Annotated in this window: 21 protein-coding genes and 2 tRNA genes; 11 read left to right on the top strand and 12 right to left on the bottom strand. The window is 53.1% G+C overall.

All coding sequences use genetic code 11. The annotated features are described in order from the left end of the window. Nucleotides 1–112 precede the first annotated feature (112 nt). A complete protein-coding gene (gene purD / locus CLV88_RS03900; protein WP_106607014.1) occupies nt 113–1,375 on the bottom strand; it encodes a phosphoribosylamine--glycine ligase in 1,263 nt (420 codons plus the stop codon). A gap of 75 nt (nt 1,376–1,450) precedes the next feature. Here purD and xseA point away from each other — a divergent pair, with 75 nt between their 5' ends. Beyond that, entirely contained in the window at nt 1,451–2,947 is a 1,497-nt protein-coding gene (gene xseA, locus CLV88_RS03895; RefSeq protein WP_106607013.1) for an exodeoxyribonuclease VII large subunit, read from the top strand. Here xseA and CLV88_RS03890 read toward each other — a convergent pair. Continuing rightward, nucleotides 2,944–3,336: a hypothetical protein gene (locus CLV88_RS03890; RefSeq protein WP_106607098.1), complete on the bottom strand. Its 393-nt coding sequence runs from the start codon at nt 3,334–3,336 to the stop codon at nt 2,944–2,946. The two genes, xseA and CLV88_RS03890, sit on opposite strands and share 4 nt — an antisense overlap. Before the next feature lie 38 nt (nt 3,337–3,374). Then, on the bottom strand, nt 3,375–4,283 hold the full coding sequence (locus CLV88_RS03885) for an alkane 1-monooxygenase (protein WP_243403557.1): 909 nt from the start codon (nt 4,281–4,283) through the stop codon (nt 3,375–3,377). A 335-nt stretch (nt 4,284–4,618) separates the two neighbouring features. Between CLV88_RS03885 and rpmG the strand changes: the two genes are divergently transcribed. Together rpmG and CLV88_RS03875 are read left to right on the top strand one after the other, a co-directional pair. Then, a complete protein-coding gene (gene rpmG, locus CLV88_RS03880; RefSeq protein WP_106607011.1) occupies nt 4,619–4,786 on the top strand; it encodes a 50S ribosomal protein L33 in 168 nt (55 codons plus the stop codon). A 106-nt stretch (nt 4,787–4,892) separates the two neighbouring features. Beyond that, a complete protein-coding gene (locus tag CLV88_RS03875; RefSeq protein WP_106607010.1) occupies nt 4,893–5,405 on the top strand; it encodes a GNAT family N-acetyltransferase in 513 nt (170 codons plus the stop codon). Here CLV88_RS03875 and CLV88_RS03870 read toward each other — a convergent pair whose 3' ends face one another. The 3 genes from CLV88_RS03870 to CLV88_RS03860 form a co-directional block, all read right to left on the bottom strand. Beyond that, nucleotides 5,406–5,792 (bottom strand): hypothetical protein, encoded by a 387-nt coding sequence (locus CLV88_RS03870; RefSeq protein WP_106607009.1) that lies wholly within the window; start codon nt 5,790–5,792, stop codon nt 5,406–5,408. It abuts the gene before it with no gap. 168 nt (nt 5,793–5,960) lie between these two features. After that, the gene (locus tag CLV88_RS03865) at nt 5,961–6,698 is read right to left on the bottom strand and encodes a Bax inhibitor-1/YccA family protein (RefSeq protein WP_106607008.1); all 738 of its coding nucleotides are present in this window, start codon (nt 6,696–6,698) and stop codon (nt 5,961–5,963) included. Between the two features lie 143 nt (nt 6,699–6,841). After that, a complete protein-coding gene (locus CLV88_RS03860; protein WP_106607007.1) occupies nt 6,842–7,063 on the bottom strand; it encodes a DUF1127 domain-containing protein in 222 nt (73 codons plus the stop codon). 126 nt (nt 7,064–7,189) lie between these two features. Between CLV88_RS03860 and CLV88_RS03855 the strand changes: the two genes are divergently transcribed. Continuing rightward, nucleotides 7,190–8,083 carry a LysR family transcriptional regulator gene (locus CLV88_RS03855; protein WP_106607097.1) on the top strand — a complete coding sequence of 298 codons (894 nt, stop codon included), beginning with the start codon at nt 7,190–7,192 and terminating at the stop codon, nt 8,081–8,083. Nucleotides 8,084–8,102: 19 nt separating this feature from the next. Here the strand turns inward: CLV88_RS03855 and CLV88_RS03850 are convergent, their stop codons facing one another. Continuing rightward, nucleotides 8,103–9,065, bottom strand: coding sequence for an NADPH:quinone oxidoreductase family protein (locus CLV88_RS03850; protein ID WP_106607006.1), 963 nt, complete (start codon nt 9,063–9,065; stop codon nt 8,103–8,105). A 294-nt stretch (nt 9,066–9,359) separates the two neighbouring features. Between CLV88_RS03850 and CLV88_RS03845 the strand changes: the two genes are divergently transcribed. From CLV88_RS03845 to CLV88_RS03835, 3 genes are all read left to right on the top strand, one after another. After that, nucleotides 9,360–9,725: a helix-turn-helix domain-containing protein gene (locus CLV88_RS03845; protein WP_106607005.1), complete on the top strand. Its 366-nt coding sequence runs from the start codon at nt 9,360–9,362 to the stop codon at nt 9,723–9,725. A 57-nt stretch (nt 9,726–9,782) separates the two neighbouring features. Beyond that, nucleotides 9,783–10,577 (top strand): histidinol-phosphatase, encoded by a 795-nt coding sequence (hisN, locus tag CLV88_RS03840; protein WP_279338344.1) that lies wholly within the window; start codon nt 9,783–9,785, stop codon nt 10,575–10,577. Between the two features lie 111 nt (nt 10,578–10,688). Then, a complete protein-coding gene (locus CLV88_RS03835) occupies nt 10,689–12,029 on the top strand; it encodes an 8-oxoguanine deaminase (RefSeq protein WP_423827721.1) in 1,341 nt (446 codons plus the stop codon). Nucleotides 12,030–12,075: 46 nt separating this feature from the next. On the opposite strand, the gene CLV88_RS03830 is transcribed toward CLV88_RS03835, so the two are convergent. Together CLV88_RS03830 and CLV88_RS03825 are read right to left on the bottom strand one after the other, a co-directional pair. Continuing rightward, nucleotides 12,076–12,150, bottom strand: a tRNA-Gly gene (locus CLV88_RS03830). Between the two features lie 161 nt (nt 12,151–12,311). Then, nucleotides 12,312–12,386, bottom strand: a tRNA-Gly gene (locus tag CLV88_RS03825). A 416-nt stretch (nt 12,387–12,802) separates the two neighbouring features. Here CLV88_RS03825 and CLV88_RS03820 point away from each other — a divergent pair. Both CLV88_RS03820 and CLV88_RS22825 read left to right on the top strand, forming a co-directional pair. After that, nucleotides 12,803–13,663, top strand: coding sequence for a glycosyltransferase family A protein (locus CLV88_RS03820; protein ID WP_106607004.1), 861 nt, complete (start codon nt 12,803–12,805; stop codon nt 13,661–13,663). A 104-nt stretch (nt 13,664–13,767) separates the two neighbouring features. Continuing rightward, nucleotides 13,768–14,535, top strand: a complete 768-nt coding sequence (locus CLV88_RS22825; protein WP_133169906.1) for a hypothetical protein — start codon at nt 13,768–13,770, stop codon at nt 14,533–14,535. A 31-nt stretch (nt 14,536–14,566) separates the two neighbouring features. Here CLV88_RS22825 and CLV88_RS03810 read toward each other — a convergent pair whose 3' ends face one another. Beyond that, nucleotides 14,567–18,007, bottom strand: a complete 3,441-nt coding sequence (locus tag CLV88_RS03810; RefSeq protein ID WP_106607002.1) for a pyruvate carboxylase — start codon at nt 18,005–18,007, stop codon at nt 14,567–14,569. A gap of 312 nt (nt 18,008–18,319) precedes the next feature. Between CLV88_RS03810 and CLV88_RS03805 the strand changes: the two genes are divergently transcribed. After that, nucleotides 18,320–18,703, top strand: a complete 384-nt coding sequence (locus CLV88_RS03805) for a rhodanese-like domain-containing protein (protein ID WP_165798796.1) — start codon at nt 18,320–18,322, stop codon at nt 18,701–18,703. Here CLV88_RS03805 and CLV88_RS03800 read toward each other — a convergent pair. Both CLV88_RS03800 and CLV88_RS03795 read right to left on the bottom strand, forming a co-directional pair. Continuing rightward, entirely contained in the window at nt 18,700–19,833 is a 1,134-nt protein-coding gene (locus CLV88_RS03800) for an alpha-hydroxy acid oxidase (RefSeq protein ID WP_106607000.1), read from the bottom strand. The genes CLV88_RS03805 and CLV88_RS03800 overlap by 4 nt on opposite strands. A 109-nt stretch (nt 19,834–19,942) precedes the next feature. Further along, complete coding sequence (locus tag CLV88_RS03795; protein WP_106606999.1) at nt 19,943–21,775, bottom strand: sensor domain-containing diguanylate cyclase; 1,833 nt, start codon at nt 21,773–21,775, stop codon at nt 19,943–19,945. A 222-nt stretch (nt 21,776–21,997) separates the two neighbouring features. Here CLV88_RS03795 and CLV88_RS03790 point away from each other — a divergent pair, with 222 nt between their 5' ends. Then, nucleotides 21,998–24,436 (top strand): ATP-dependent helicase, encoded by a 2,439-nt coding sequence (locus CLV88_RS03790; protein WP_106606998.1) that lies wholly within the window; start codon nt 21,998–22,000, stop codon nt 24,434–24,436. Nucleotides 24,437–24,495 lie beyond the last annotated feature (59 nt).

The raw sequence follows: 24,495 nt of genomic DNA, 5'->3' as shown, positions 1-24,495 counted from the left end.
GGGTAGGGTCCATTCGACAGCGTCGTCGACTGAGCATGACAGTATGCCCGATTCCAGTTGGAACACCCGTTCTGAACGAACAGGTGCAGGCCGAAAACGGAACGTCGCCACGTCAGAGAGCTCGCCAGCCGATATCGCGGCGATGGAAGCCTTCGGGCCAGTCTATTTGATCGATCATGGCATAGGCGCGGTCGCGGGCTTCCTGAAGTGTGGCACCGCGCGCAGTGACGTTCAGAACACGCCCCCCAGTTGCCGTAGTCGCGCCATCCATGGCTGTGGTGCCCGCATGAAACACCATGCTTTTGCTGTCGCCTGTCAAAGTTTCGAGGCCCTTGATCACACTGCCTTTTTCGTAGGAGCCGGGATAGCCGTCTGCGGCCATGACGACCGTTATGGCGTGATCGTCTGCCCAATTGACTTGCGCGGCGTCTAGACGTTCTTCGGCGGCAGCGTGCATCAGATCCATCGCCTGAGCGCCAAGGCGCATCATCAAGACCTGGCATTCCGGATCGCCAAAGCGCACGTTGTATTCCACAAGGCGGGGTTGGCCGTCCTTGATCATCAGGCCCACATACAGCACGCCATGATACGGCGTGCCGCGCCGGGTCATTTCGTCCATTGTCGGCCGCACGATTTCGTCTAGTGCCTTTTGCGCAATCTCGTCGGATAGGACCGGTGCAGGGGAATACGCACCCATTCCACCGGTATTGAGGCCCGTGTCACCTTCGCCAACGCGTTTGTGATCCTGGGCTGTGCCAAAAGGCAGGGCGGTTTTGCCATCACAAAGGATAAAGAACGACGCCTCTTCTCCGTCCATGAATTCTTCTATCACCACCTCGGCCCCTGCGCCACCAAAGGCGCCGCCAAACATGTCGTCGATTGCATCAAGTGCAGTTTGCTCATCCATAGCAACGATCACGCCCTTGCCAGCGGCCAATCCATCGGCCTTGACGACAATTGGCGCGCCTTGCTCGCGGATGTATGCCTTGGCGGCGCCCGCATCGGTGAAATGCCCATAGGCTGCGGTTGGCGCATTGGCAGCGTCGCAGATTTCCTTAGTGAAGCTTTTTGATGCCTCGAGCTTTGCTGCTGCTGCTGAAGGGCCAAAAACGAGAATGCCCGCTTCGCGCAGGCGATCAGCGACACCAACGGCCAACGGTGCTTCCGGGCCGACGATCACAAAATCAATCGCGTTTTCTCCGGCAAAACTGACCACGGAACCACCGTCTTCGATGTCGATGCTCGCGCAATCGGCAATTTGGGCGATTCCTGCATTGCCCGGCGCCACAATCAGCTTGTCACATTTTGGGTTTTGCAACACAGCCCAAGCCAACGCGTGTTCGCGTCCACCGCTGCCGAGAATGAGAATGTTCATGGGGGTCGCCCTTCTGCTTGGCCTTAGTTGCTGCGCGTTCTAAGCTGTGGGGCGACGTCTGACAAGCGAGGCCTCATGTCCGATCTTATTGATTCCCCTGCCGAGGGCGAAAACGCCCCGGAATTCAGCGTGTCCGAAATTTCGGGCGCACTAAAACGCACGATCGAAGGGGCGTTTGGCCGGGTGCGGGTGCGTGGTGAGGTCGGACGCGTGATGCTGGCGCGATCCGGGCATTTGTATTTCGACGTCAAGGATGACCGGTCGGTCATTGCCGCCGTGAGTTGGAAAGGGCAGGTGAGCCGCCTTTCGATGATGCCCGAGGAAGGCATGGAGGTAGTGGTGACGGGCAAACTAACGACCTTTGGCAGCCAATCCAAGTATCAGATCAACGTCGATGATGTGTCGGTAGCCGGCGAAGGCGCGCTGATGGCGATGTTAGAGAAACGCAAAAAGTTGCTTGCCGCTGAGGGGTTGTTTGCAGAAGAGCGCAAAAAAGCACTGCCATACCTGCCTGAAGTCATCGGGGTTGTGACCTCTCTTTCGGGTGCAGTCATTCGCGATATTCTACATCGATTGCGGGATCGGTTCCCGCGAAAGGTGCTAATCTGGCCTGTCGCAGTGCAACGTGAGCAGTGTGCGCCGCAAGTGGCGCGGGCGATAGAAGGTTTCAACCAGATGACGCCCGGAGGAGCTATGCCGAGGCCCGATCTGCTGATTGTTGCCCGCGGCGGAGGAAGTGTTGAGGATTTGTGGGGGTTCAACGAGGAGGTTGTGGCGCGCGCAGCGGCGGCTTCCGAGATAGCGTTGATATCTGCTGTCGGTCACGAGACGGACACAACCTTGATCGACTTTGTCTCGGACAAGCGCGCGCCGACGCCAACCGCCGCAGCTGAATTGGCGGTGCCAGTGCGGTTGGAGTTGTTGGTGTGGGTAGACGAGCAAGACGCACGACTGACACGCGCCGTGGGCAATTCGGTGGGTCAGCGCGGACAACGGCTGCGCGATCTGTCACGGGCATTGCCACGAGCAGAGACATTGCTGCAATCCCCCCGCCAGCGACTGGACGAAGCATCAGACCGATTGCCTCGTGCGCTGGAGGCGGGCGTACAGCGGCGTCGGGTTAAACTTTCTGAGGCAAGTGGGTCATTGCGTGCCAGCACTCTGATGAGGATGATCGATACCAAACGGCAGGCTTTGGGGCGAAGGGCGGACCGGTTGCGCCCGGATGTTCTTTTGCGTGAAACCGCACGTCGCAGTGAGCGCTTGGAAGGGTTGGCGCGTCGACTGGAAGACGCCGGACAACGACGGATCGACAACTCCCGAGAGCGAGTGGACACGTTGGAAAGGATGCGTCAGACGCTTGGATACACTGAAACCCTGGCGCGCGGATACGCTGTTGTGCGTGGGGACGGTGATTTGATCACAACGGTAAAGGGCGCCAAAAAGGCGGGTCAAATCGAGATTGAGTTTGCTGATGGCAAGGTCGATGTCGGTGTTGGGAATGAAGCCAAAAAGACGGTGAAGCCTGCTGTGATATCGAAAGACATTCCGGACCAAGGCAGCTTGTTCTAAACGCCAATTTCAGGGCCAAGACACATCATGTCTTCGCCTCCTGATTCGACTTCGTACAAAACACGACCATCTGTTTCGTTCTCAAACTTGGCGCTCAAACCCTGTGAGGTTTGGGAAAATGTCCAACACTGAGGTGATGGGTTGTCTTCGTATATGAAACAAATCTGGTTGGCCTCTTCGTACCAATAGCCATCCTTGCACTGTCCATCCAGAAATGACCATTGGACCCGGCGATTTGATAGGTATTTCTCCACGCCATATCGCCGTCCATCTGCTGCAAAATAGAGAGTCTTTCCCTCAACATATGATTCAAATTCGGAGCCGGACATCGGCGATTGTGCTGCGGCGGTCGTTGCCGCCAAGCATGCAGTCAACAGAACGTGTTTCATGACCGTATGCTGCCAAATTAAGCGAACGCGATCCAGTATCATTCTCGTGATGGGCAATGCGCCGCAACCCTTCCATCCATGAGGCGTCGCCATAAGGGGGGAACAAGTGCGTAAACCCCCATTACGGGAAGTGAACGAGGCAGAATCGGCATGAAACTGCGATCAAGCTGAAGTGCCGGATAGGGCCTCCTTGGATTCATATGGTGATCTGAGTGGCGGGGCGCGTTCATCATCATGGCAGAGGTGCAGAATTGTGAAGAGTTCCAACTGTGTGCTTGAGATACTGGCTCGAACTTGCCGTTCGCGGATGTCGTGCGCCGAAGCCCATAATGTTGAACATAATCCGAAACCAACAATTGCATTTGGGCATAGATCGCTAACAAAGAACAGGCCAGCACACCTGGCCATCCAAATGCAAGGGCTACCACCGCGAGACAGAGCACTGCGCCTATAACATATGCAAAATACGGGTGTTTTATGAACGGATCGGGTGAATTAGATCGTTCACGCAACGCGTTTTCAGCATGCCATCCTGCCACAAAAGACCCCCCCCACGCTCTGGGCCAGAAATTATAGAAACTCTGTCCAAGTTTTGCGCTGTTTGGGTCTCTCTCCGTTGCGACCCAGACGTGGTGAACGAGTTTGTGCGCGGACGCATGATGACCAAAAAGCAGGCTAATATATATCATCGTGCCCAGTCTGCGAGGCCAACGAGCGGTGCTGTGTATCAGTTCGTGTGCATTGGCATTGCTAATCTGGCCAAAGAATACCCCTGCCGCGAGAAATGCCAAAGCGCGCTCTAGCACCGTATGATCACCGGCGCCCGAGACAGTGTAGACTGCTCCGACAAGGAGCGGGAAATGAGCCAAGCCGAGGATATGTGCCAGTGTATCACCTGCCGGAAATTCCCCACTTTTGCCAACGCGAACTGCTGCGGTCTGAAACATTCGGTCAAGCGAATAAGCCAGCGCGGTCAGATAAAAAACCGCAAGCCAAGACCACAATCCGCCAAAGGCGAAAGTGCCCAGCAGCAGCCCAACGGGCGTGAGTGTGGCAAGTGTGAACCAAAGCATTCAAAAACCGGTATCTGGCCAAGTTTGTTGATAATAGCTCATAAGAACTTTGACGAAACTATACCATGGCGCATTTTCTGTCGGTAAATGCACGATCCGACAAAGTTTCTCTGGGATTCCCATTGACTCGAGAGCGGGCATCATTAAAAGGCAGGCTTCATGAGAATTTCACGAGGCGCGACTATGCGCCTTGGCGCAGGAGAAGACAAATGGCGAAGCCGACGACAATCAAGATCCGTCTGAACTCGACCGCGGGCACGGGCCATTTTTACGTGACCAAGAAAAACGCACGCACCATGACCGAAAAAATGGTCGTACGAAAGTACGACCCGGTGCTGCGTAAGCATGTCGAATATAAAGAAGGCAAGATCAAGTAAGATCCCCCTCTTAGACACATGCAAGAGCCGCGCCACACCTTGGCGCGGCTTTTGCTATTTTGACATATGCCGCGCCTGAATCTCTCAAGACTTTCAGGATGTTATTATGTCTCGTTTTTACTCCATACGCCCAGCAGTTTCACAAGATGAACTGCCGCTGACCCAGCTCTTTAGGCGGTCTTACCCAGCGTTATTGCGCGCAGATTACGAGGCGCATTTATTGGACAGAGTGTTACCGATGTTTACCGTCGCCCAAGCGGCTTTGCTAAACTGTGGGACGTACTTTGTGGCCGAATGTAAGGATACTGGCAGGCTGGTTGGGGCTGGGGGCTGGACCGACGTTAGCCCTGCTCGCGGTGTATTCCAGCAGGGACAAGGGCACGTGCGCCACGTGGCGACAGACCCGGATTGGTTGCGTTTGGGAATCGCGCGCGCCTTGATGGGGCGCAGCTTTGAGACTGCGCGCGACTATGGAATAAATAGTTTTAACTGCATGAGCACACGCACTGCGCGCAGTTTCTATGAGGCCATAGGTTTCTGCGAGCGTGGCGAGATTGAGCTGGAGATTACACCAGGACTCTATTTTCCCGTTATACAGATGGTTAACAGCGACGTCTGATTACTGAATAATCTTGCCGCGTGCTTCTCGCCCTTCAAGGTTTATCAGACGCGCACCACCGGTTCCTGTGTCAAACAGAAGCTCAGCTTTGCCGGATCTAAACTTGCGCTGGTTACCGTTCCAATTAACGCGCGGTAGGATCAATGCCCCCGCCGCTTCAATATTCCACGAAGGTAAGGTGTTCAGCCACGCGTAGCAGCCGACACCGCCTCTGTTCGAGCCAAAACGGAATGCCAAAACAGGGCGGTTTTTATTGTCGACCCAGACACCCTCGAGCGTTTCTTCGAAACCGGTGCACAACTGGTCTGTGCCCGCATCAGGCTTGATCTCTGCAAAAGCGGGACTGGTTAGGAAAAGGACTGAAATGACAAAATAAAGGTTTCGCATGAAAATCTCCCGCGGGACGAATAGTGGCTACGCGCAGTTGCAGGATAACACGTCGCGCTGTGTATGCGAGCGCTAAAGACCTGCTTTTGGGTTCTGCCTTTAGAGCGACATAAAACGAAAAAGGCCCACCGAAATGGCGGGCCTTTGAACTGTGTGCTTTCTGATGAACTACTCGCGATTGCCCAAAATGCTGAGCAGGAACATGAACATGTTGATAAAGTCGAGATAGAGGTTCAATGCCCCCATGATTGCTGCTTTGCCCAACCATTCGCTGTCGCCAGCGTGTGCATATTGCAAATAAGTGTTTTTGATTTTCTGGGTATCATAAGCCGTTAGGCCCGCAAAAATCAGGACGCCGAGGATGGAGATCGCAAAATGGATCGCTGGGCTACCCAAAAAGATGTTGATGATCGACGCCACCAAAATGCCGATCACACCCATGATCAGGAACGAGCCCCAGCCAGAGATATCTTTCTTGGTTGTATAACCCCACAGAGAAAGACCCGCAAACGCGATCGACGTCACTAGGAAAACCTGTGCGATTGAGAAGCCGGTAAAGGCCACAAAGATCCAAGAGAGCGACAAGCCCATGACAGCTGCGAACGCATAAAAGAACAATTGCGCGCCAGCAGCAGATAGGCGGTTGATTGCTGCACCGAACGCAAAAACCATGCCAAGTGGTGCAAACATGACGATCCACCCGAGGATATTAGGGCTCAAAGTCACTGGATCGCGGAACATCCCAAGCAGAGATGGTGAAGTTCCGATTGCCCACGCCACAGCAAAGGTGATCAACATACCTACGGACATCGTGCCGTAGACTTTATTCATATGGGCACGTAGCCCTGCGTCAATCTCGGACGCGCGTGCGCCGACGCCGCTCCGGATTGTGTCAAATTCAGCCATTCAAGCCTCCGATATTGAACTATTGGGCTGCCGGAATACTCCGGCAGCCGTCATGTTAGAATATCGGTGAGATGGTCGCCTTTTTCAAGGATTTCGCGTCAATTGTGCGCGAAATTCGACAAGGTCTGAAAATGGCTGATTTCTTAACCGCGCCAGTTGCTCGGAACATCCCAAACAGGGCGCTTTAGCTCGGCGTTCACATCCGCACGTGTCAAACCCATGTCCAACAGTGCAGCATCGTCCAATTTGGCAAGTGCGCGCCGCTGGCGGCTGACAGCTGCAAATTTCGCGATCGCAGATAGTCCAATCGCCGAGGCGCCGTGTGTGGCCGGAAAGATTCGGGTGAAGGTGCTAAAGAGTGTCATGGTCTATCCTTTCTAATTTGGTGATGGATGTCAGTTTTTTCATCAATTCTCTTGATACATATGTCAGTTCGTGGTCTATTTGAAAAACGAATTGTTGTGACGTTGTGCATCAAGGAATGTGATGAAATGCGAAATCTCGATGTAACGACCCTTCGAAGCTTTGTGGCTGTGGCCGATCTAGGTGGCGTCACTAAGGCCGCGGGCTTTTTGCATTTGACGCAATCCGCTGTCTCGATGCAGCTCAAGCGGCTTGAGGAACTCATTGGAGTTCCTCTCTTGGATAGGACAGGGCGCGGCGTGGCGCTTACCCCTTCAGGCGAACAGATGCTTGGTTACGCGCGACGCATGGTTACTTTGAATGACGAGGTGATGCGGCGTTTGACCGATGACGCGTTTGAAGGGGAGGTGTCTCTGGGGGTTCCTCATGACATTGTTTACCCCGCAATTCCTAGAGTGCTTCAGCAATTCAATGCCGCGTTTCCGCGCGTCAAGGTGCATCTTGTGTCTTCGTTCACACGCGGACTGAAAGAACAATTTGAGAAAGGAAAAATCGATCTCATTTTGACAACAGAGGCTGAAAAACCTGAGAATGCCGAAGGGTTGTGTCGCCTGCCTTTGGTCTGGATTGGCGCACCTGGTGGTGCGAGTTGGCGGCGTCGGCCGCTGCAATTTGCTTCCGGGCGTCAATGTGTTTTCAGGGCTCGTGCCATTTCGGAGCTGAACAGCGACGGCATTGAGTGGGAATCTGCGTTGGAAACAGAGTCAGATCGCACCGTCGAAGCGACAATTGCAGCGGACCTAGGGGTTGGGGCTATGATTGAAGGAACGGAGCCATCTCAACTCGAAGTGATCGAGCACGGCGGAGCACTGCCGGACCTCGGCGAACAGCATATTAACATGTACGGCGCCGATCCTTCGAAAGGCGATGTAATCGCACACTTGGCGGAATTAGTAAGAAAGGGGTTTCGCCCAATGCACAGCCGGCGAAACGCGTCAGTGCGTTTAGGGGTCGTGGTTTAGCTTGGTAGGTGCTCAAGAATTAATCGATGGTTACGACCACTTTTCCTGTTGATTTTCTCGTGCGCAACAGTTCGCAAGCTTCATCCGCGCGGTCCAACGGTAGCGTGTTGCTCACATGCGGCTTTAGCTTGCCGTGATCGTACCAAGAAAACAATGTTTGCATACTGTTAGTGGTTACTGTCGGGGCGAAGGCCAAGTATCCGCCCCAATAGAGCCCCATTACAGTTAGGTTTTTTACTAACAGATGGTTGGCCGGGATTGAAGGAATGTCACCTGAAGCGAATCCAATTGGTAGAATGCGAGCCTCGGGTCGACAGGCTCTAAATGCAGCTTTGAATTGCTCGCCGCCAACTGGATCATAGACTACGTCAGCTCCACCTAAGTTTTTGACAGCAATGCGAATATCTTCTTCTTGGGCATCAATTAGGTGATCAGCCCCCGCCCTTCTCGCAACTTCAAGTTTCTCCTTGCCGCGCGCGCAGGCGATAACGTTCGCTCCCATGAGTTTTCCTATCTCAACGGCTGTCAATCCCACGCCTCCTGCTGCGCCTAGGACCAGTAGATTTTCACCTTCACGCAAAGCAGCGCGGTAATCGAGAGCGACGTGACTGGTTCCGTAAGCCACCGGAAAAGCCGCGGCGTGTTCAAAACTCATTGATGCAGGCAATGCTACCGCGCGTTCGGCTGGAAAGCACCCAAACTCTGCTAGCCCCCCTTGACCTCCAAAGACAACGACACGTGTGCCGATTGCAGGTCCGGTTGTGTTTGGGCCTAGCGCTTCCACATAGCCGGCGATTTCCATTCCGAGAACAAATGGCAGCGCCGGTGTGTCTTGATACGTGCCCTTCATCATCAGCAAGTCGGCAAAGTTGAGAGCACATGCCTTGATCGCAATCAGTACTTCACCCTCTGTTGGAACCGGTTTTGCTATATCTGAAATGGTTGGCGATGAGTCGTGTGATGTAACGAGGAAGGCGCGCATTTTTGAATGTCTCACGTTGCTGATTCAAGTTGGATACACGCGAACTAGTGAAGGTGTCAAAACGACACCCAAATCGTTAACCAATGTGAATACAGTAACGATTCTGAAACAAGTTTTGATTGTATGCACTCGCAATTGGTTAACCGCTAGCTTGTATCATATTTCTTGATTGTAAGGTCAAAGCTGTTAAAGTGAAGCATCGCTGTAGGGATGCGCGGCGACGGAAAAACATATGCTATGCGCCGGGTCGGGAGCTGGCGCGAGCCTGTCTTGAAAATGAAGAGGAGTCGTGTAATGACGCACCCTGTGGACGTACACGTAGGAAAACGTATTCGCCAGCGTCGCTGGCTGACCGGAATGACGCAACAACAACTTGCCGGGCAGGTCGGCATAAAGTTTCAGCAGATCCAAAAATATGAAACAGGTGCGAACCGCGTAAGTGCTTCTAGGCTTTGGGATATCGCAGATGCGCTTGATGTGCCCGTCAGTTTCTTTTTTGAAGGCCTTGAGGCTGAAGAAGGTGAGTTGGCGGCTAAAGTTCCTGCGGATTTGATGGGGGACAAGGAAGCGCTGGATCTGATTCGATCTTATTATGCGATCCCTGAAAACCAGCGTCGCCGCCTGTTTGAACTTGCACGGGTTTTAAGCGACGTAGCTTGAGTTTTTTGCCTCCTTGGGCTAGCGCTGGAAAAGCACCAGGAGGCGAGAGAAATTCAAGTGAAACGTTCGGACGCTGACACAATTATTCGGGTGGCGCATGCAATGGCAGACGCCGCCAGAGCTGCTATTCTGCCTCATTTTCGTATGAATGACCTTGCTGCTGAAAATAAGCTGATCGATGGGTTCGATCCGGTAACCATAGCGGACCGCGCAGCAGAGCTGGCAATGCGAGACATATTGGCCAAAGAACGCCCCTACGATGGAATATTGGGTGAAGAATTTGGAGCTACTCAAGGATCCAGCGGCTTGACATGGGTTCTAGATCCGATTGATGGAACTCGAGGGTTTATTAGTGGAACACCGACTTGGGGAGTGTTGATCGCAGTGTCGGATGAAAACGGTCCCATTTTCGGCATCGTGGACCAACCCTATGTTGGTGAACGATTTGTGGGTGGTCTTGGTGTTGCACAAATGGTCAGTCGCCATGGAGAGCGCCAACTAACTTCGCGGAAGAACAAAAGTCTAAAAGAAGCGGTGCTATTTACGACATTCCCAGAGGTGGGCAGTGCTGAAGAGCGCAGTTCATTTGAGAGAGTTGCGGCCGAAGTCAAGTTAACGCGTTATGGCATGGATTGTTACGCCTACGCCTTGATTGCTTGCGGGCAAGTTGATCTAGTAATTGAAGCAGGTTTGAACTCTTATGACATTCAAGCTCCGATTGCAGTTGTTGAGGCAGCGGGTGGAATGGTTACCGATTGGTCAGGTGATCGTGCCCATGAAGGGGGGCGCGTTTTGGCCGCTTCAAATCAGAGGATTCACCAAGCTGCTCTGGAACTGCTCCAGAATGCTTGATTCTGCGCACTAAAGTTAGTTAAGGTCACTTAGCGTCGAGTCCTTTGCCTTTCTTCTGTCGGCGCGATTACACACTTCAACCGAAATGGGCCAAGCATGGAGTGTGATCGTATGGCTTTGCCCGATTTTCTTATCAAATCTTGTGACACTATCCTGACGATGGATGACGGTCGCCGCGAGTTGAGCAACTGCGACATTCGTATTTCGAATGGCATAATTGTCGAGTTGGGTCAGGACCTAGAGAGCGGCGGTGATATCCTTTCGGCTAAAGGCTGCGTAGTGACGCCCGGTCTCGTTAATACGCACCATCACCTCTACCAATCGTTGACCAAGGCAGTCCCCGGTGGTCAAAATGCGCTTCTCTTTGGGTGGCTAAAGACGCTGTATCCAATTTGGTCCCGCTTTGGCCCGGAAGAAATGTTCGTTTCCGCACAAATTGGGTTGGCAGAGTTGGCGTTGTCAGGCTGCACGCTGACATCGGACCATCTGTATCTCTTTCCAAATGGCGCCAGATTAGACGACACGATTGCGGCTGCTTGTGAAGTCGGGTTGCGGTTTCATCCAACACGCGGCGCGATGAGTATCGGTGAAAGTTCCGGTGGTTTACCACCGGATAGTCTCGTTGAGACTGAGAGTGCAATATTAGAGGATTGTATTCGGGTCATCGATACACATCACGATGCGACCGAGGGGGCGATGTTACGTGTGGGTGTTGCGCCATGCTCGCCGTTTTCGGTCAGCCGAGAGCTGATGCGAGATGCCGCACTTTTAGCGCGCGACAAGGGTGTCATGTTGCATACGCACTTGGCCGAGAACGAAGAGGATATCGCGTACTCAATAGCGAACTTCGGATGTCGTCCGGGGCAATATGCTGAGGAGCTCGGATGGACAGGGGAGGACGTATGGCATGCACATTGCGTTAAGCTAGATACGACTGAGATTGACCTGTTTAAGCGAACGGGCACTGGAGTAGCTCATTGCCCGTGCTCCAATTGTCGTCTGGGGAGCGGTATTGCCCCCGTTCGTTCTATGCGTGATCAGGGTTTACGGGTTGGTCTTGGTGTTGACGGATCAGCCAGCAATGATTCGGGAAACCTGATATTAGAGGCCCGCACTGCAATGTTGCTACAACGTGTGGCGAACGGCGCGGATGCAATGAGCGCGCGCGAAGCGCTGGAGATTGCGACGCGTGGCGGCGCGGATGTCCTTGGGCGACCTGATTGCGGTCGAATCGCGGTCGGCAAACGTGCAGATATTGCAATTTGGGATGTTAGTGGCATTGAAAGTGCCGGTAGCTGGGATCCCGCCGCATTGCTACTGGCTGGACCAAACAGGGTACGTGATTTGTTCGTAGATGGGAGACAAATCGTGCGCGACAGCAATGTTGCAACTATCGATCTGCCACGTGTGATTGAGCATCAGAATATACTAGCGCGTAACTTGGCGAGTTGAATGCGAAAGGGCGCAAGCCGAAACTTGCGCCCTTTTCGAAACCACCTGGAGCGGGCGATGAGATTCGAACTCACGACCCTAACCTTGGCAAGGTTATGCTCTACCCCTGAGCTACGCCCGCATCCGTCTGGTGAGGCGTGGGATAGCCCCGTCAGAGGCTAACTGCAAGAGCAATATCGCAAAATATTCGAGGTTTTTGTTGCTGATTTCGAGATGCGAAAAGTGAAAAGGCGCACGAGAAATCGTGCGCCTTTTTCATTTTTTTCTGCATACACAGAATTTTGGAGCGGGCGAGGCGATTCGAACGCCCGACCCTAACCTTGGCAAGGTTATGCTCTACCCCTGAGCTACGCCCGCTTCCTTGGGTGAGGCGTGGAATATAAAGAGTCGGACAGCACTGCAAGAGGAAAATGTGGTTCACTTAAAAAAACAACTCGATGCGGGACGGAAAAAGTGCTGTCCAGCGTATTACTCCTTGCAAGCAAGGTGCGAAGGCGCGCCTGAACGATAAAATGTAAGGAGCGATGCCCGTGAGGCACAACCAACAAGATCTCAAGATAATTACATTGTTGTTTGCAATAGTTTTGGGGTTTGCGAGCAAAAGTACCGCGTTAGCCAGTACTGAGTGCCTAAGTGTCCAAATTGAGTTTTCGCGAGACCTAACGCCGTTCGAATAAATAATTTTTTTGCCAAATTTCAATTCCGTCGGGTTTGCCCCGTTCCAGACACATGTTAATCATCGCGCGATATCAATTTGCCTGGACCAATGACGCGTGCAACAAAATTACATTATCTCGCTGACATCCACACCTGCGCGATTTGAATTTATCGAGCCAGCTTTGAAAAGCTTGCTTGCGCAAACAATCAAACCGGAACGGGTCATTCTTTACATCAATCGACACTATGCGCGCTATCCCGATTGGGATGGGACATTGCCGGATGTGCCGGAAGGTGTCGAGGTAAAGATAGTTGATGAGGACTACGGGCCCGCGACCAAGCTGCTGCCGGCCTTGAAGGAGTATTGGGGGCAGGATAAAGAAATTTTGTTTTTGGACGATGATCAGGTTTACAAACCCTTCTTGGCTGAGCGTTTTTTTCGCGCACGTGAAAAGCACCCCGATGCGTGTATCAGTACAAGCGGTATGGATGATTATGATACACCGGATAATGCTCCACGGGCATTTTATCCCAGGCCTCGTAGTCTAAGAAATTGGCGTATCACAGACGTAGGTTTCCAGATCAAAATGCTTTGGCGGGACGTAAAGTCCATATTTGCCGACAAAGCGATTCCAGAGCCCACGCGGCGGCTTGTTCTTAGGCCCGGTTATGCAGATGGTTTTGAAGGGTTCGGTGGCGTTCTGGTGCGACCAACATTCTTTGCCGAAGAAGTGTTTGACATTCCAGAGTTTGCGAAGCCCGTCGACGATGTCTGGCTTTCGGGGCATGCAATGCGAAAAGGGCATCCAGCCTGGATCATAGGTGGGTACCTTGAGCCAGTATTGGAAGCGCAAATGCTAGAAACACATAAGAACGAAAATGCTTTGCATAGGTCTGTTTTCAACAACAAAGACCGTGATGTTTCAAATTCCGAAGTGGTTCGGTATTTTCAAGAGAAATATCAGATCTGGCTCTGAAGCAATTTGTTTGTGCCCCCAAGGAGGGGAGGATGCAACCTTACGTAATTTCTCTGTCCTCTATTCCCAGCCGATTTGATTTGCTGTGTCAAACACTCGAACGGTTGGCGCGCCAGTCGGTTCAAGCTGAAAAAATTTCTGTCTATATTCCAAAATCATACAAAAGATTCCCAGATTGGGACGGAACCTTGCCGTCAGTGCGCGGAGGTGTTGATATTGTCAGGTGCGACGAAGATTTTGGCCCGGCCACCAAGCTTTTACCTGCGCTGATAGACCATTCAGGCCAGGACATTGATATATTGTTTTGCGATGATGACATGGATTATCCAAAAAACTGGGCTAGTTGGTTTCTACGTCAGCGGTCGCGTCAACCACAGGCTTGTATCGCTTTGGTAGGTGAAAATGCTATTGGAGTGCCTGGTCAGCAAAGGCAGAGACCTCCAATGCCCAGGCCGCTTTTGCTTTGGGCTTCAACAAACCCTGAATATTGGGGGCGCCGTTGGGGTGAGGCTCTTAGATGCCGATGGTTAGGAGCGCCACGCCGATACTTGGGACGGAGGTGTTACCTCACTGGTGGGTTTCAGGACATGTTTCAGGGGTTCGGTGGTGTATTGGTCAAGCCAAGCTTTTTTGACGACACTGTTTTTGATATTCCTGCAGACCTATGGTCGGTTGATGACTACTGGTTATCGGGGTGCGCGGTCAAAAATGGGCACGCTGTTTGGGTTATTCCAATGCGGCGCGAGCCCGATTCCTTTCCGTTTGCGGCTCAAGACGCGTTGACCGATGCAGTTATCGGCGGCTTTGACCGCGATGCTGCAAATACTCATGCAGAGCGGTATCTGCGCGAGCGCTTTGACATCTGGAACTAGTAGGCCCTGCAAGTGCAGGGCCTACTTAGCTTTATTCGAACTCGACCAACAGGTCTTTGGCGTCGATTTGACCGCCGGCCTGAATGTGTACGACCTTGACGACCGCATCGCGCTCGGCGTGGATGCCCGTTTCCATCTTCATGGCCTCAATCGTCAAAAGCAGATCGCCCTCTTTGACTTCTTGACCAGCTTGCACTCCGATGCTGGCAACCACACCCGGCATTGGCGCGCCAATATGGTTGGGATCGCCTTCTACAGCTTTGGCGCGAACCTGAGTAGATGAGGCAACCAAACGGTTGGGAACGCGGATCGTACGTGGCTGGCCGTTGAGTTCAAAGAACACTTTGACTTCGCCGTTTTCGTCCGTGTCCCCTAATGCTTGCAAACGGATTTCCAAGATTTTTCCGGGATCGATTTCGGCCGTGATCTCTTCGCCAGGCTCCATGCCGTAGAAGAACGTCAGTGTGGGCAGGGTGCGAACCGGTCCGTACTGTTTGTGGCGCGCAGAATAGTCGCTAAAGACCTTGGGGTACATCAAGTAGCCATTTAGGTCTTCATTGTCCAACTCTATTCCAAGCTCTTCTTTGGCTTTGCTACGAACGCCCTCTAGATCGACTGGGGGCAGATGCTTACCTGGACGTTCGATGTTAGGTGCGTCACCCTTGAGAACCTTTTTGACGATGCTCTCAGGGAACCCACCCGGAGGCTGGCCCAAGTTTCCACGCATCATGTCGATCACGCTGTCGGGGAATGCCACATCAATCTTGGGGTCTTCTACTTGCCCACGTGTCAAGTTTTGACTGACCATCATGAGCGCCATGTCACCAACAACTTTGGATGACGGTGTTACTTTGACGATATCACCAAACATCATATTAACATCAGAATACGCTTGGGCAACTTCATGCCAGCGCTCTTCCAATCCCAGCGAACGGGCCTGCGCCTTAAGGTTAGTAAACTGCCCGCCAGGCATCTCGTGCAGGTAGACTTCGGATGCAGGTGCTTGAAGCCCGCTTTCGAATGCAGCGTACTGGCCGCGTACGGCTTCCCAGTAGTTGGATACTTCACGGACGGCGCCGATATCGAGCCCGCTTTCGCGGTCTGTATAGCGCAATGCTTCGAGGACCGAACCAATTGTTGGCTGGGAAGTATTGCCCGAGAAGGCGTCCATGGCCGCATCAACACAATCTACACCTGCTCGCGCAGCGGCCAGAACGGTTGCGATTGCCGCGCCTGACGTGTCGTGCGTGTGGAAGTGCACGGGAATGTCGACCGCATCTTTGAGAGCTGGGAATAGCACCTCCGCGGTTGGCACCTTCATCAGACCGGCCATGTCTTTGATTCCAAGAACGTGGGCGCCTGCCGCCTCCATCTGCTTGGCCATTTCGACGTAGTATTTAATGTCATACTTCGAACGGTTAGGATCGAGCGCGTCGCCGGTATAGCAAACAGTCCCTTCGCATATTTTGCCATTCTCTTGCACCGCGTCCATAGCTACGCGCATGTTTTCCACCCAATTGAGGCTGTCAAATACGCGGAACACGTCAACACCGGTATCTGCTGCCTGCCGCACAAACTCCTGAACCACGTTGTCAGGGTAATTGGTGTAGCCGACGCCGTTCGACGCACGCAGAAGCATCTGAGTAAGAACGTTAGGCATCGCAGCACGGATGTCACGCAGACGCTGCCATGGGCATTCCTGCAAGAAACGATAGGCGACATCAAAAGTTGCGCCGCCCCAGCATTCAACCGAGAACAATTGGCTCAAGTTGGCGGCATAGGCTGGTGCCACCTTGATCATGTCAACCGAGCGCATCCGAGTTGCCAATAGTGATTGGTGTCCGTCACGCATGGTCGTATCGGTGAACAAAAGTTGATCTTGCGCCTTCATCCAGTCGGCAACAGCCTTTGGTCCTTTAGTATCAAGCAGTGTGCGTGTGCCTGCAGGTGGAGTGATCTCACGCAGCTTTGGGCAACGCGCCGGCTTGAGGTCATCAGAGGGCATTGGGCGCCCTTGTACCTCTGGGTGGCCGTTGACCGTGATGTCGGCAATGTAAGTCAGAACCTTAGTGCCGCGATCCCGGCGTTTTGTGAATTCAAATAGTTCAGGCGTCTCATCGATGAATTTGGTAGAATACTGGTTCGTCGTAAACGTCGGGTGTTTGAGCAGGTTCTCGACGAAAGCGATGTTCGTGCTGACTCCGCGTATACGAAACTCCCTCAGAGCGCGATCCATACGGGCAATGGCTTTTTCTGGTGTCTGGGCCCAAGCAGTCACTTTGGTCAGCAAAGAATCATAGTAGCGTGTAATCACGCCACCAGCATATGCTGTGCCGCCATCAAGCCGGATGCCCATGCCGGTCGCTGACCTATAAGCCGTAATACGGCCATAGTCGGGAATAAAATTATTCTGTGGATCTTCGGTTGTTACGCGCGTTTGCAAGGCATGGCCGTTCAAACGGATATCATATTGGCTTGCTTTGCCCGTAGCCTCGGATAGCGATTTGCCTTCGGCAATCAGGATTTGCGCCTGTACGATGTCTATGCCGGTGACCTCTTCCGTCACAGTGTGTTCCACCTGCACACGCGGGTTTACTTCAATGAAGTAAAACTTGCCGGTTTCCATATCCATCAGGAATTCGACTGTACCGGCGCATTCATAATTCACATGTGCACAGATTTTGCGGCCGAGTTCGCAGATCTCTTCGCGTTGTGCCTCGCTAAGATAGGGTGCGGGCGCGCGTTCGACCACCTTTTGGTTGCGGCGTTGGACCGAACAATCTCGCTCGTAAAGGTGGTAAATGTTGCCGTGGGTGTCCCCAAGGATCTGTACTTCAACGTGGCGGGCACGGGTAATCATCTTTTCAAGATACCCTTCGCCATTCCCAAAGGCGGCTTCGGCTTCGCGGCGTCCTTCGAGAACTTTTTCTTCTACTTCTTCAGGACCAAAGATTGGTCGCATTCCACGTCCGCCGCCACCCCAAGAGGCTTTGAGCATGAGTGGGTAACCGACCTCGGCCGCTTCGGCCTTGATCGCTTCCATATCGTCGCCTAATACTTCGGTTGCCGGTATTACCGGGACGCCAGCTTCGACCGCAACTTTTCGAGCGCTGGCTTTGTCGCCCAGAGCGCGCATGGTTTCTGCCTTTGGGCCGATAAAAGTGATGCCATTGGCGGCGCAGGCGTCGACAAAATCGGGGTTCTCGGATAAGAGCCCGTATCCCGGGTGAATAGCGTCGGCACCGCAATCGCGGGCAACGCGGATGATTTCGTCGATCGAAAGGTAGGCCGCGACAGGTCCCATGCCTTCGCCAATACGATAAGCTTCGTCTGCTTTGAAACGGTGTAGCGACAGTTTGTCTTCTTCGGCAAAGACGGCAACTGTCTTCTTGCCCATTTCGTTGGCGGCGCGCATTACTCGAATGGCAATCTCGCCACGATTGGCAATCAGGATCTTTTGAAAGTCGGGCATGGGCAGGCTTTCTTGATTATTGGTGTCTGTCCGGGTTGATGGTGCGCGAACCTAAGGGCATGCCGCAGTGCAGAGCAATACCCTGAAATACGCAGTGTGTAGCATTTCCGTAACTTTTTGTTCTGTTTCTGGTCCGATATACGATACCACTCACAACTTTGTGCATTATAGTGCGTTGCGAACATGCGTAGCCAATGTAGGGTGTCTTCACCTATTCAAAAAGAATGTGCGTGAACAATGAACAGACGGGCGATTCTCTCAGGGTTTCTAGCTTTCTTAGCTGTGTCCAAGCCGGTTTTCGCAGAAGGGGGCGTGCTGACCGCAAAGGAGGCGGCACAAGCCATTGACGCAGGGGATTTGATATTGATCGACATCCGCACGCCGCAAGAGTGGCAGGAAACCGGGGTAGCAACGGGTGCGTGGCCCTTGGACATGCGCGATCAGAAGTTTGGTCAACGGTTAATGGCAACCTTGCAGCGCAATCCGGACAAGCAGGTTGCCGTAATCTGCCGTACGGGTCGTCGTTCGGCCTACATAGTCGATGTGTTGGCTCAAAACGGTGTGCGCAAGGTGTACGACGTAAGTGAGGGTATGGTTGGAGGTCGAAATGGTGAGGGTTGGATTGCTGCCGGTTTGCCGACAATCACAGCCAAATCAGCAATGAGTAATCTGCCCTCGGATTTGCGGAAGCCTTAGACGATCAGCTTTTCGGACAAGTCATCGAAATTGCGCGCGCCCAGTTGTCCCATGTTGGCGATCAGGTCCATTCGCAATATCTCGACAAGATGATCTGGCCCTGCGCCACCTAATGCTGCGACCGCATAGTGAAAGGCGCGTCCCAGCATAACCAAATCTGCGCCCAAGGCGAGGGCGCGCAAAATGTCCAAACCAGTTTCGAAACCGCTATCTATAATTATTGGCAAATTAGTTTGTGCACGAATGAGAGGAAGTACTTCAATCGAAGCTGCCGCTGCATCAAACTGTCGGCCCGCGTGATTGGACACCCAAATAGCATCAACCCCCGCCTTCTCCAGGGCGCTTACATCCAATGGGTTCATGATCCCTTTCACAACCAATGGGCCTTTCCAATGCTCGCGCAACCAATGCAAGTAAGCCAAGTCGGGAGATGTCCTAAGCGAATATCCCGCGTGCGAAACAGAGGATTTGCTAGTTTTGTCCTCGGCGTATTCCTCGATGAGGCGCATCCGGGGGATGCCTCTATACGCGGTGCCCAAGGCCCACGCTGGCCTAGACGCTATCTGCGCCATCAGGCGTGGTGTTAGGCGAGGTGGCATGGTGACACCTGACCGAACCTGACGTTCCCGGCGACTGGCAACTGGAACATCTGCTGTAAGTACCAACGTGGAAAATCCCGCGTCTCTTGCTCTTTTTAGAGTGTCCAGACGAACTTCGACGACGCGGGGAGGATACAATTGGAACCACCCCATTTCCCCCACAGATGGCTCGATCATTTCGGGAGTCTGCGACGCAACAGTCGAGAGAGCATAGGGAATAGCCCAGCGCTCGGCTGTCCGCGCCAGAAGTGATTCCGCATTTGGCCAGATCAGTCCAGACATTCCAACGGGAGCGATTCCTATAGGAAGGGCAAACTTTTGATTTAAGAGAGTGACTGACAACTTCGGCGAAAATTCACCGTGCAGGATGGAAGGTGTAAACAGAATCTTGTCAAGCTCGGCGCGATTCCGTGCTTTGGTTTTTTCTTCACCCGTTGCGCTGTCTAGGTATTCCCAAACAAATTTGGGCAATCGCCGCCGCGCCCGCGCGCGCAAATCCGCCAGCGCAGGATATGTATCGTGCAAACTCATACTCTCTTTGTTGGCGCGCGCTGTTCAGATGTCCAGAGTTTCTCAAATTTTTGGTCTCACTGGCGCACTACTCAATAATGTTACTCTCGATCACTGATCCTTCAATATGTTACGCAGCTTGTGAGGGAGAAACAGAAGAAGGCTTACTTTCGCCTGGTCGCTTGGTCTCAGCTCCGTTGCTTTGCTCTGGTTGCGGACCCAACCTACGAGCACCGTCGTCCATTGGTGCGTTATCGGCTTCGCAGACCTGATTGCGACCCTTCGCTTTCGCATCATACAAGGCATCATCTGCGGCTCTCATTAGGTCTTGCGGCATTGTTCCATGTGCCGGATAGAACGCAATTCCGAGCGAAATTGTAACACTCGGCAAAGTCTTTTCACCGTATCGTACCGAAATAGCTTCGACGGCTTGGCGAAGGTGTTCCGCGCGCATCAGCGTGTCTTCTTGGCTAGTCTCTGGCAATATAATTGTAAATTCCTCGCCCCCTGGGCGGCAAGCGATTTCGTCACGGTCGCAAGTTTGCTGAAGAACAGAGCCGACTGCGCGCAGCACCATGTCGCCAGCATCATGTCCATAATTGTCATTGAATTTCTTGAAGTGATCGACGTCGATTGCAATCAAGCTCAGTGTGGTACCGGTGTTCTGGCAGCGTGTGATGCTTTTGCGGAGATAATCCGTCATGTGGCGTCGATTGAACAAGCCGGTCAGCGAATCTCGGACAGATTGCTCATGCAACTGGTCACGCATGCGCACATTTGCAATCGCCATGCTGATTTGTTCGGCGCACATCTGGGCCAGTTTTTTGCTCTTGTGAAACCCTTCACAGTTTTCGTTGATTGCGCGCAAATGCATCAACCCAACGGTTTCGCCATGGGCCAAAATAGGAAAACAGAAATATGCGCGCCCGTCATGCGGTTCAGCGTGCTCGCAGACAAAGTCGATTTCAGATGATCCAAACTCGTAGGTTCGCCCGCGCCTCAATCCCCAGCACCCATCTGGATAAATGTGGTCCTTGTGTTCACCGCCGTTCCAGCTAGCCGAGCCGTCCAGCACGTCCCGGCTGTTTGAGTACACATACACACTCCCTTCTGCCTCCGGCAGAATATGGGTCATGAAACGGGCAACCATGTCGAACAACTCGTCTAATGAACGGCTTGATTGCAGCCATTCGTTGAGCTCGCCAAGCAACTGAACTTCGCGCGCGAGGCGTAGTTGATCATCAAGAATCTTGCGCTCTTGATCCGTGCGCCCGCGTAATGCTTCATACTGGGCACGATTGGCGCGCATAAGCAAAATATTGATAAGCAGCATCGTGATTACTGCCAATGCACACAGCACCGCCAACGTCGTCTGCACACGGGCAATCATCGTGTCTCGGATATCGGTTAAGTCGGTGTAGAACTCGATCGCTCCCAGAAAACGCCCATTTTCCATGATTGGACGATAAACTTCCGCCACCTCGTGAATGGCTTCCTGAGACGTATTACTGGCATGCAGTGCCAGTCCGTCAATCTCTGACGCGGGCTTGGCTTCTTGTACATAAAACGCTTCCCCGCGCGCGATTTTGGTCCGAAAATATGGATCGGAGTTCACGGAGCCAATGTCGTTCGGCCGGGTTGACCAAAATACGGTTCCGTCGGAACTGAAGAGCTTGAACCGATAAACATCTGATGCCTCTGGCAAAAGTTGGAGGTAGGCAATGTCCGCCTCAGTTACGGTCCCATTCCTGAAGGTCCCATGAGCGTTTTCCAGATGCATAACAACGCGACGCTTCCAGAGTTCGGATTGTGCAATGCTATCCTGCTTTAGAATAGTGTCGACCACGGGCGCTGGCGCTTTGATGACACCCCAAACTGCTAAGGCTAACGTCATCAAAATGGCGCAAGGCCAAAGCACAACATTCCACCCGTATTTTTGGATTAGATCTCTATGTGTTTTCATTGTCCACACCGCTCCAGTCGCAAAGTCTCCCAGAGTGACAATGCACGACAGACGGTTGCCGGGCCGTTAAAATGGTCAGTCTGAAGGCGCTGTTCTCAGAGATATGTGAATTGAATTCGAAGCGAATTGCACCAAGCGAGGTCGACTATTCTGTGTCCGGTATCTCGGAACAAGACGGGAACATGACTTTCCCTTGGATCGAAATTGTCATAAGCTGCGCGCATGAGCAGTTTTGACGAATTCGACGCCTTTGAAGGTGCCTCGTTGTCGGCGCGGGCCATGGCGGCGCGCCCGGCACCCTATCTTGATGAGCTGAACCCTGCGCAGCGCGAAGCGGTGGAGCAGTTGGACGGCCCTGTGCTAATGCTTGCGGGGGCCGGAACGGGCAAAACCAAGGCGTTGACCGCGCGGATCGTGCATTTGTTGAACACGGGGCGGGCCCAGTCGAATGAAATTCTGGCGGTAACATTCACCAACAAAGCCGCCCGAGAGATGAAGAACCGTGTCGGCAATATGCTTGGCCACTCGATCGAAGGTATGCCGTGGTTAGGAACCTTCCACTCGGTTTGTGTTAAACTGCTGCGGCGGCATGCTGAACTTGTAGGTCTTAAATCGAATTTCACCATCCTTGATACGGATGACCAACTTCGTTTGCTCAAGCAATTGGTGCAGGCGGCAAATATTGACGACAAACGGTGGCCCGCTCGGCAATTGGCGCACCTGATCGACGGATGGAAAAACCGCGCGTTGACGCCGGACAATTTGCCCGCGGCGGATCATGGGGCCTACAATAACCGGGGCGGCGAGCTGTACGCGCAATATCAGATCCGCCTAAAAGAACTGAATGCCGTGGACTTTGGCGATCTGCTGCTGCATGTCGTGACCATTTTTCAGAAGCATTCGGATATTCTGGCGCAATATCAACGATGGTTCCGGTATGTGCTGGTGGACGAATACCAGGACACAAACATCGCTCAATACCTTTGGCTTCGACTGTTGGCCGGCGGGCACAAGAATATCTGTTGTGTCGGAGATGATGATCAGTCGATTTACGGCTGGCGCGGGGCTGAGGTAGGCAACATCCTGAGGTTTGAAAAAGACTTTCCTGGCGCGCATGTTGTACGGTTGGAGCAAAACTATCGCTCTACACCGCATATTCTGGCGGCGGCCTCGAATGTGATCAAAGGCAACGAATGTCGGTTGGGCAAGACGCTCTGGACCGATGCGGAAGGCGGCGAAAAGGTTCGTTTAATCGGCCATTGGGACGGCGAAGAAGAGGCGCGCTGGATAGGGGAAGAAATCGAATCGCTGCAGAAAGGCACGCGCGGGATGCGCGCTGTTGGGTTGGACGAAGTGGCCATTCTGGTGCGCGCCAGCCACCAAATGCGTGCGTTCGAAGATCGCTTTCTGACCATCGGTATGCCTTACCGTGTGATTGGTGGACCGCGGTTTTACGAACGCATGGAGGTTCGCGACGCCATGGCCTATTTTCGGCTGGTTGTAAGCCTGGACGATGATTTGGCATTTGAGCGTATCGTGAACACACCAAAGCGAGGCTTGGGAAATGTGGCTCAGCAAAAGATCCAGACCTGCGCACGCGACAACGGCGTAAGCCTTGTCGAAGGCGCACGGTTGCTACTTGAAGAAAAGGGCCTTGGTGGCAAGGGCGCCAAAGAACTGGCGATTTTGCTTGGTGGGCTGGATCGTTGGCGGCGACAGGGTATGGTGCGCCAGATCGAAGTGCCGCTTGATGATGATGCTGTCATTGATGATGCTGCAAATGCTCGGGTGACACGTTTTCAAGACAGCCCGCCGGAACTGTCCCATGTCGAACTTGCGCAGGTCATTCTGGACGAAAGCGGCTATACCGCGATGTGGCAGAACGACAAGACGCCGGAGGCGCCGGGAAGGCTCGAAAACCTCAAGGAGCTGGTCAAAGCCTTGGAGCAGTTTGAAAATTTCCAAGGGTTTCTCGAACATATCAGCCTTATCATGGACAACGAGAGTGATGAGGGCGAACAGAAAGTCAGCATTATGACCCTGCACGCCGCCAAAGGTCTGGAGTTCCCGGCGGTGTTCCTGCCAGGGTGGGAAGATGGCTTGTTTCCATCGCAAAGATCCATGGATGAGAGCGGGCTGAAAGGCCTCGAAGAGGAGCGGCGGCTGGCTTATGTCGGTATCACGCGGGCCGAAGAAATCTGTACCATTTCCTTTGCGGGTAACCGTTTGGTGTTTGGGCAGTGGCAATCACAAATGCCGTCACGGTTTATCGACGAGCTGCCGGAAAACCACGTAGAGGTTTTAACTCCACCGGGGCTGTATGGCGGTGGGTTTGGCGCGGCCAGTGCAGCGCGACCGGTAAAGTCAAACCTGGAGGAGCGCGCGTCGCGGGCGGACGGGTATAATTCACCCGGTTGGAAACGCATGCAAGCTCGTGCCGGGCAATACGGCACAAGTCAACCACGCGAGAGCAAAAACACAATCATCGACCTTGAAGCGGTATCCAGCTTTTCGATCGGCGACCGTGTATTTCACCAGAAATTTGGCTATGGCACTATATCTGAAATCGAGGGTGACAAGCTGAGCGTAGTTTTTGAAAAGGCGGGCGAAAAGAAGGTTGTTGCACGATTCGTAACGGCCTCGGATGATATCCCTTTCTGAACCAGTGGCATGATTGACATCATTGGTGCTCCGGTTTTTGTTTATACCAAGGAGGACGC

This window comes from Shimia abyssi (assembly GCF_003014475.1).
GTDB classification, from domain to species: Bacteria; Pseudomonadota; Alphaproteobacteria; order Rhodobacterales; family Rhodobacteraceae; genus Shimia; species Shimia abyssi.
The sequence above is the reverse complement of the archived record's forward strand: the minus strand, read 5'-3'. Positions and strand labels throughout refer to the sequence as shown.

Excerpts from the sequence above, each read along its gene's own strand:
- rpmG (WP_106607011.1), top strand. The coding sequence starts at position 4,619 with ATGGCGAAGCCGACGACAATCAAGATCCGTCTGAACTCGACCGCGGGC.
- CLV88_RS03855 (WP_106607097.1), top strand. The coding sequence starts at position 7,190 with ATGCGAAATCTCGATGTAACGACCCTTCGAAGCTTTGTGGCTGTGGCC.
- CLV88_RS03875 (WP_106607010.1), top strand. The coding sequence starts at position 4,893 with ATGTCTCGTTTTTACTCCATACGCCCAGCAGTTTCACAAGATGAACTG.
- CLV88_RS03790 (WP_106606998.1), top strand. The coding sequence starts at position 21,998 with ATGAGCAGTTTTGACGAATTCGACGCCTTTGAAGGTGCCTCGTTGTCG.
- CLV88_RS03885 (WP_243403557.1), bottom strand. The coding sequence starts at position 4,283 with ATGTTTCAGACCGCAGCAGTTCGCGTTGGCAAAAGTGGGGAATTTCCG.
- CLV88_RS03860 (WP_106607007.1), bottom strand. The coding sequence starts at position 7,063 with ATGACACTCTTTAGCACCTTCACCCGAATCTTTCCGGCCACACACGGC.
- CLV88_RS03800 (WP_106607000.1), bottom strand. The coding sequence starts at position 19,833 with ATGAGTTTGCACGATACATATCCTGCGCTGGCGGATTTGCGCGCGCGG.
- CLV88_RS03835 (WP_423827721.1), top strand. The coding sequence starts at position 10,689 with ATGGCTTTGCCCGATTTTCTTATCAAATCTTGTGACACTATCCTGACG.
- CLV88_RS03850 (WP_106607006.1), bottom strand. The coding sequence starts at position 9,065 with ATGCGCGCCTTCCTCGTTACATCACACGACTCATCGCCAACCATTTCA.
- xseA (WP_106607013.1), top strand. The coding sequence starts at position 1,451 with ATGTCCGATCTTATTGATTCCCCTGCCGAGGGCGAAAACGCCCCGGAA.
- CLV88_RS03870 (WP_106607009.1), bottom strand. The coding sequence starts at position 5,792 with ATGCGAAACCTTTATTTTGTCATTTCAGTCCTTTTCCTAACCAGTCCC.
- CLV88_RS03865 (WP_106607008.1), bottom strand. The coding sequence starts at position 6,698 with ATGGCTGAATTTGACACAATCCGGAGCGGCGTCGGCGCACGCGCGTCC.
- CLV88_RS03795 (WP_106606999.1), bottom strand. The coding sequence starts at position 21,775 with ATGAAAACACATAGAGATCTAATCCAAAAATACGGGTGGAATGTTGTG.
- CLV88_RS03890 (WP_106607098.1), bottom strand. The coding sequence starts at position 3,336 with ATGAAACACGTTCTGTTGACTGCATGCTTGGCGGCAACGACCGCCGCA.
- CLV88_RS03810 (WP_106607002.1), bottom strand. The coding sequence starts at position 18,007 with ATGCCCGACTTTCAAAAGATCCTGATTGCCAATCGTGGCGAGATTGCC.
- purD (WP_106607014.1), bottom strand. The coding sequence starts at position 1,375 with ATGAACATTCTCATTCTCGGCAGCGGTGGACGCGAACACGCGTTGGCT.
- CLV88_RS03845 (WP_106607005.1), top strand. The coding sequence starts at position 9,360 with ATGACGCACCCTGTGGACGTACACGTAGGAAAACGTATTCGCCAGCGT.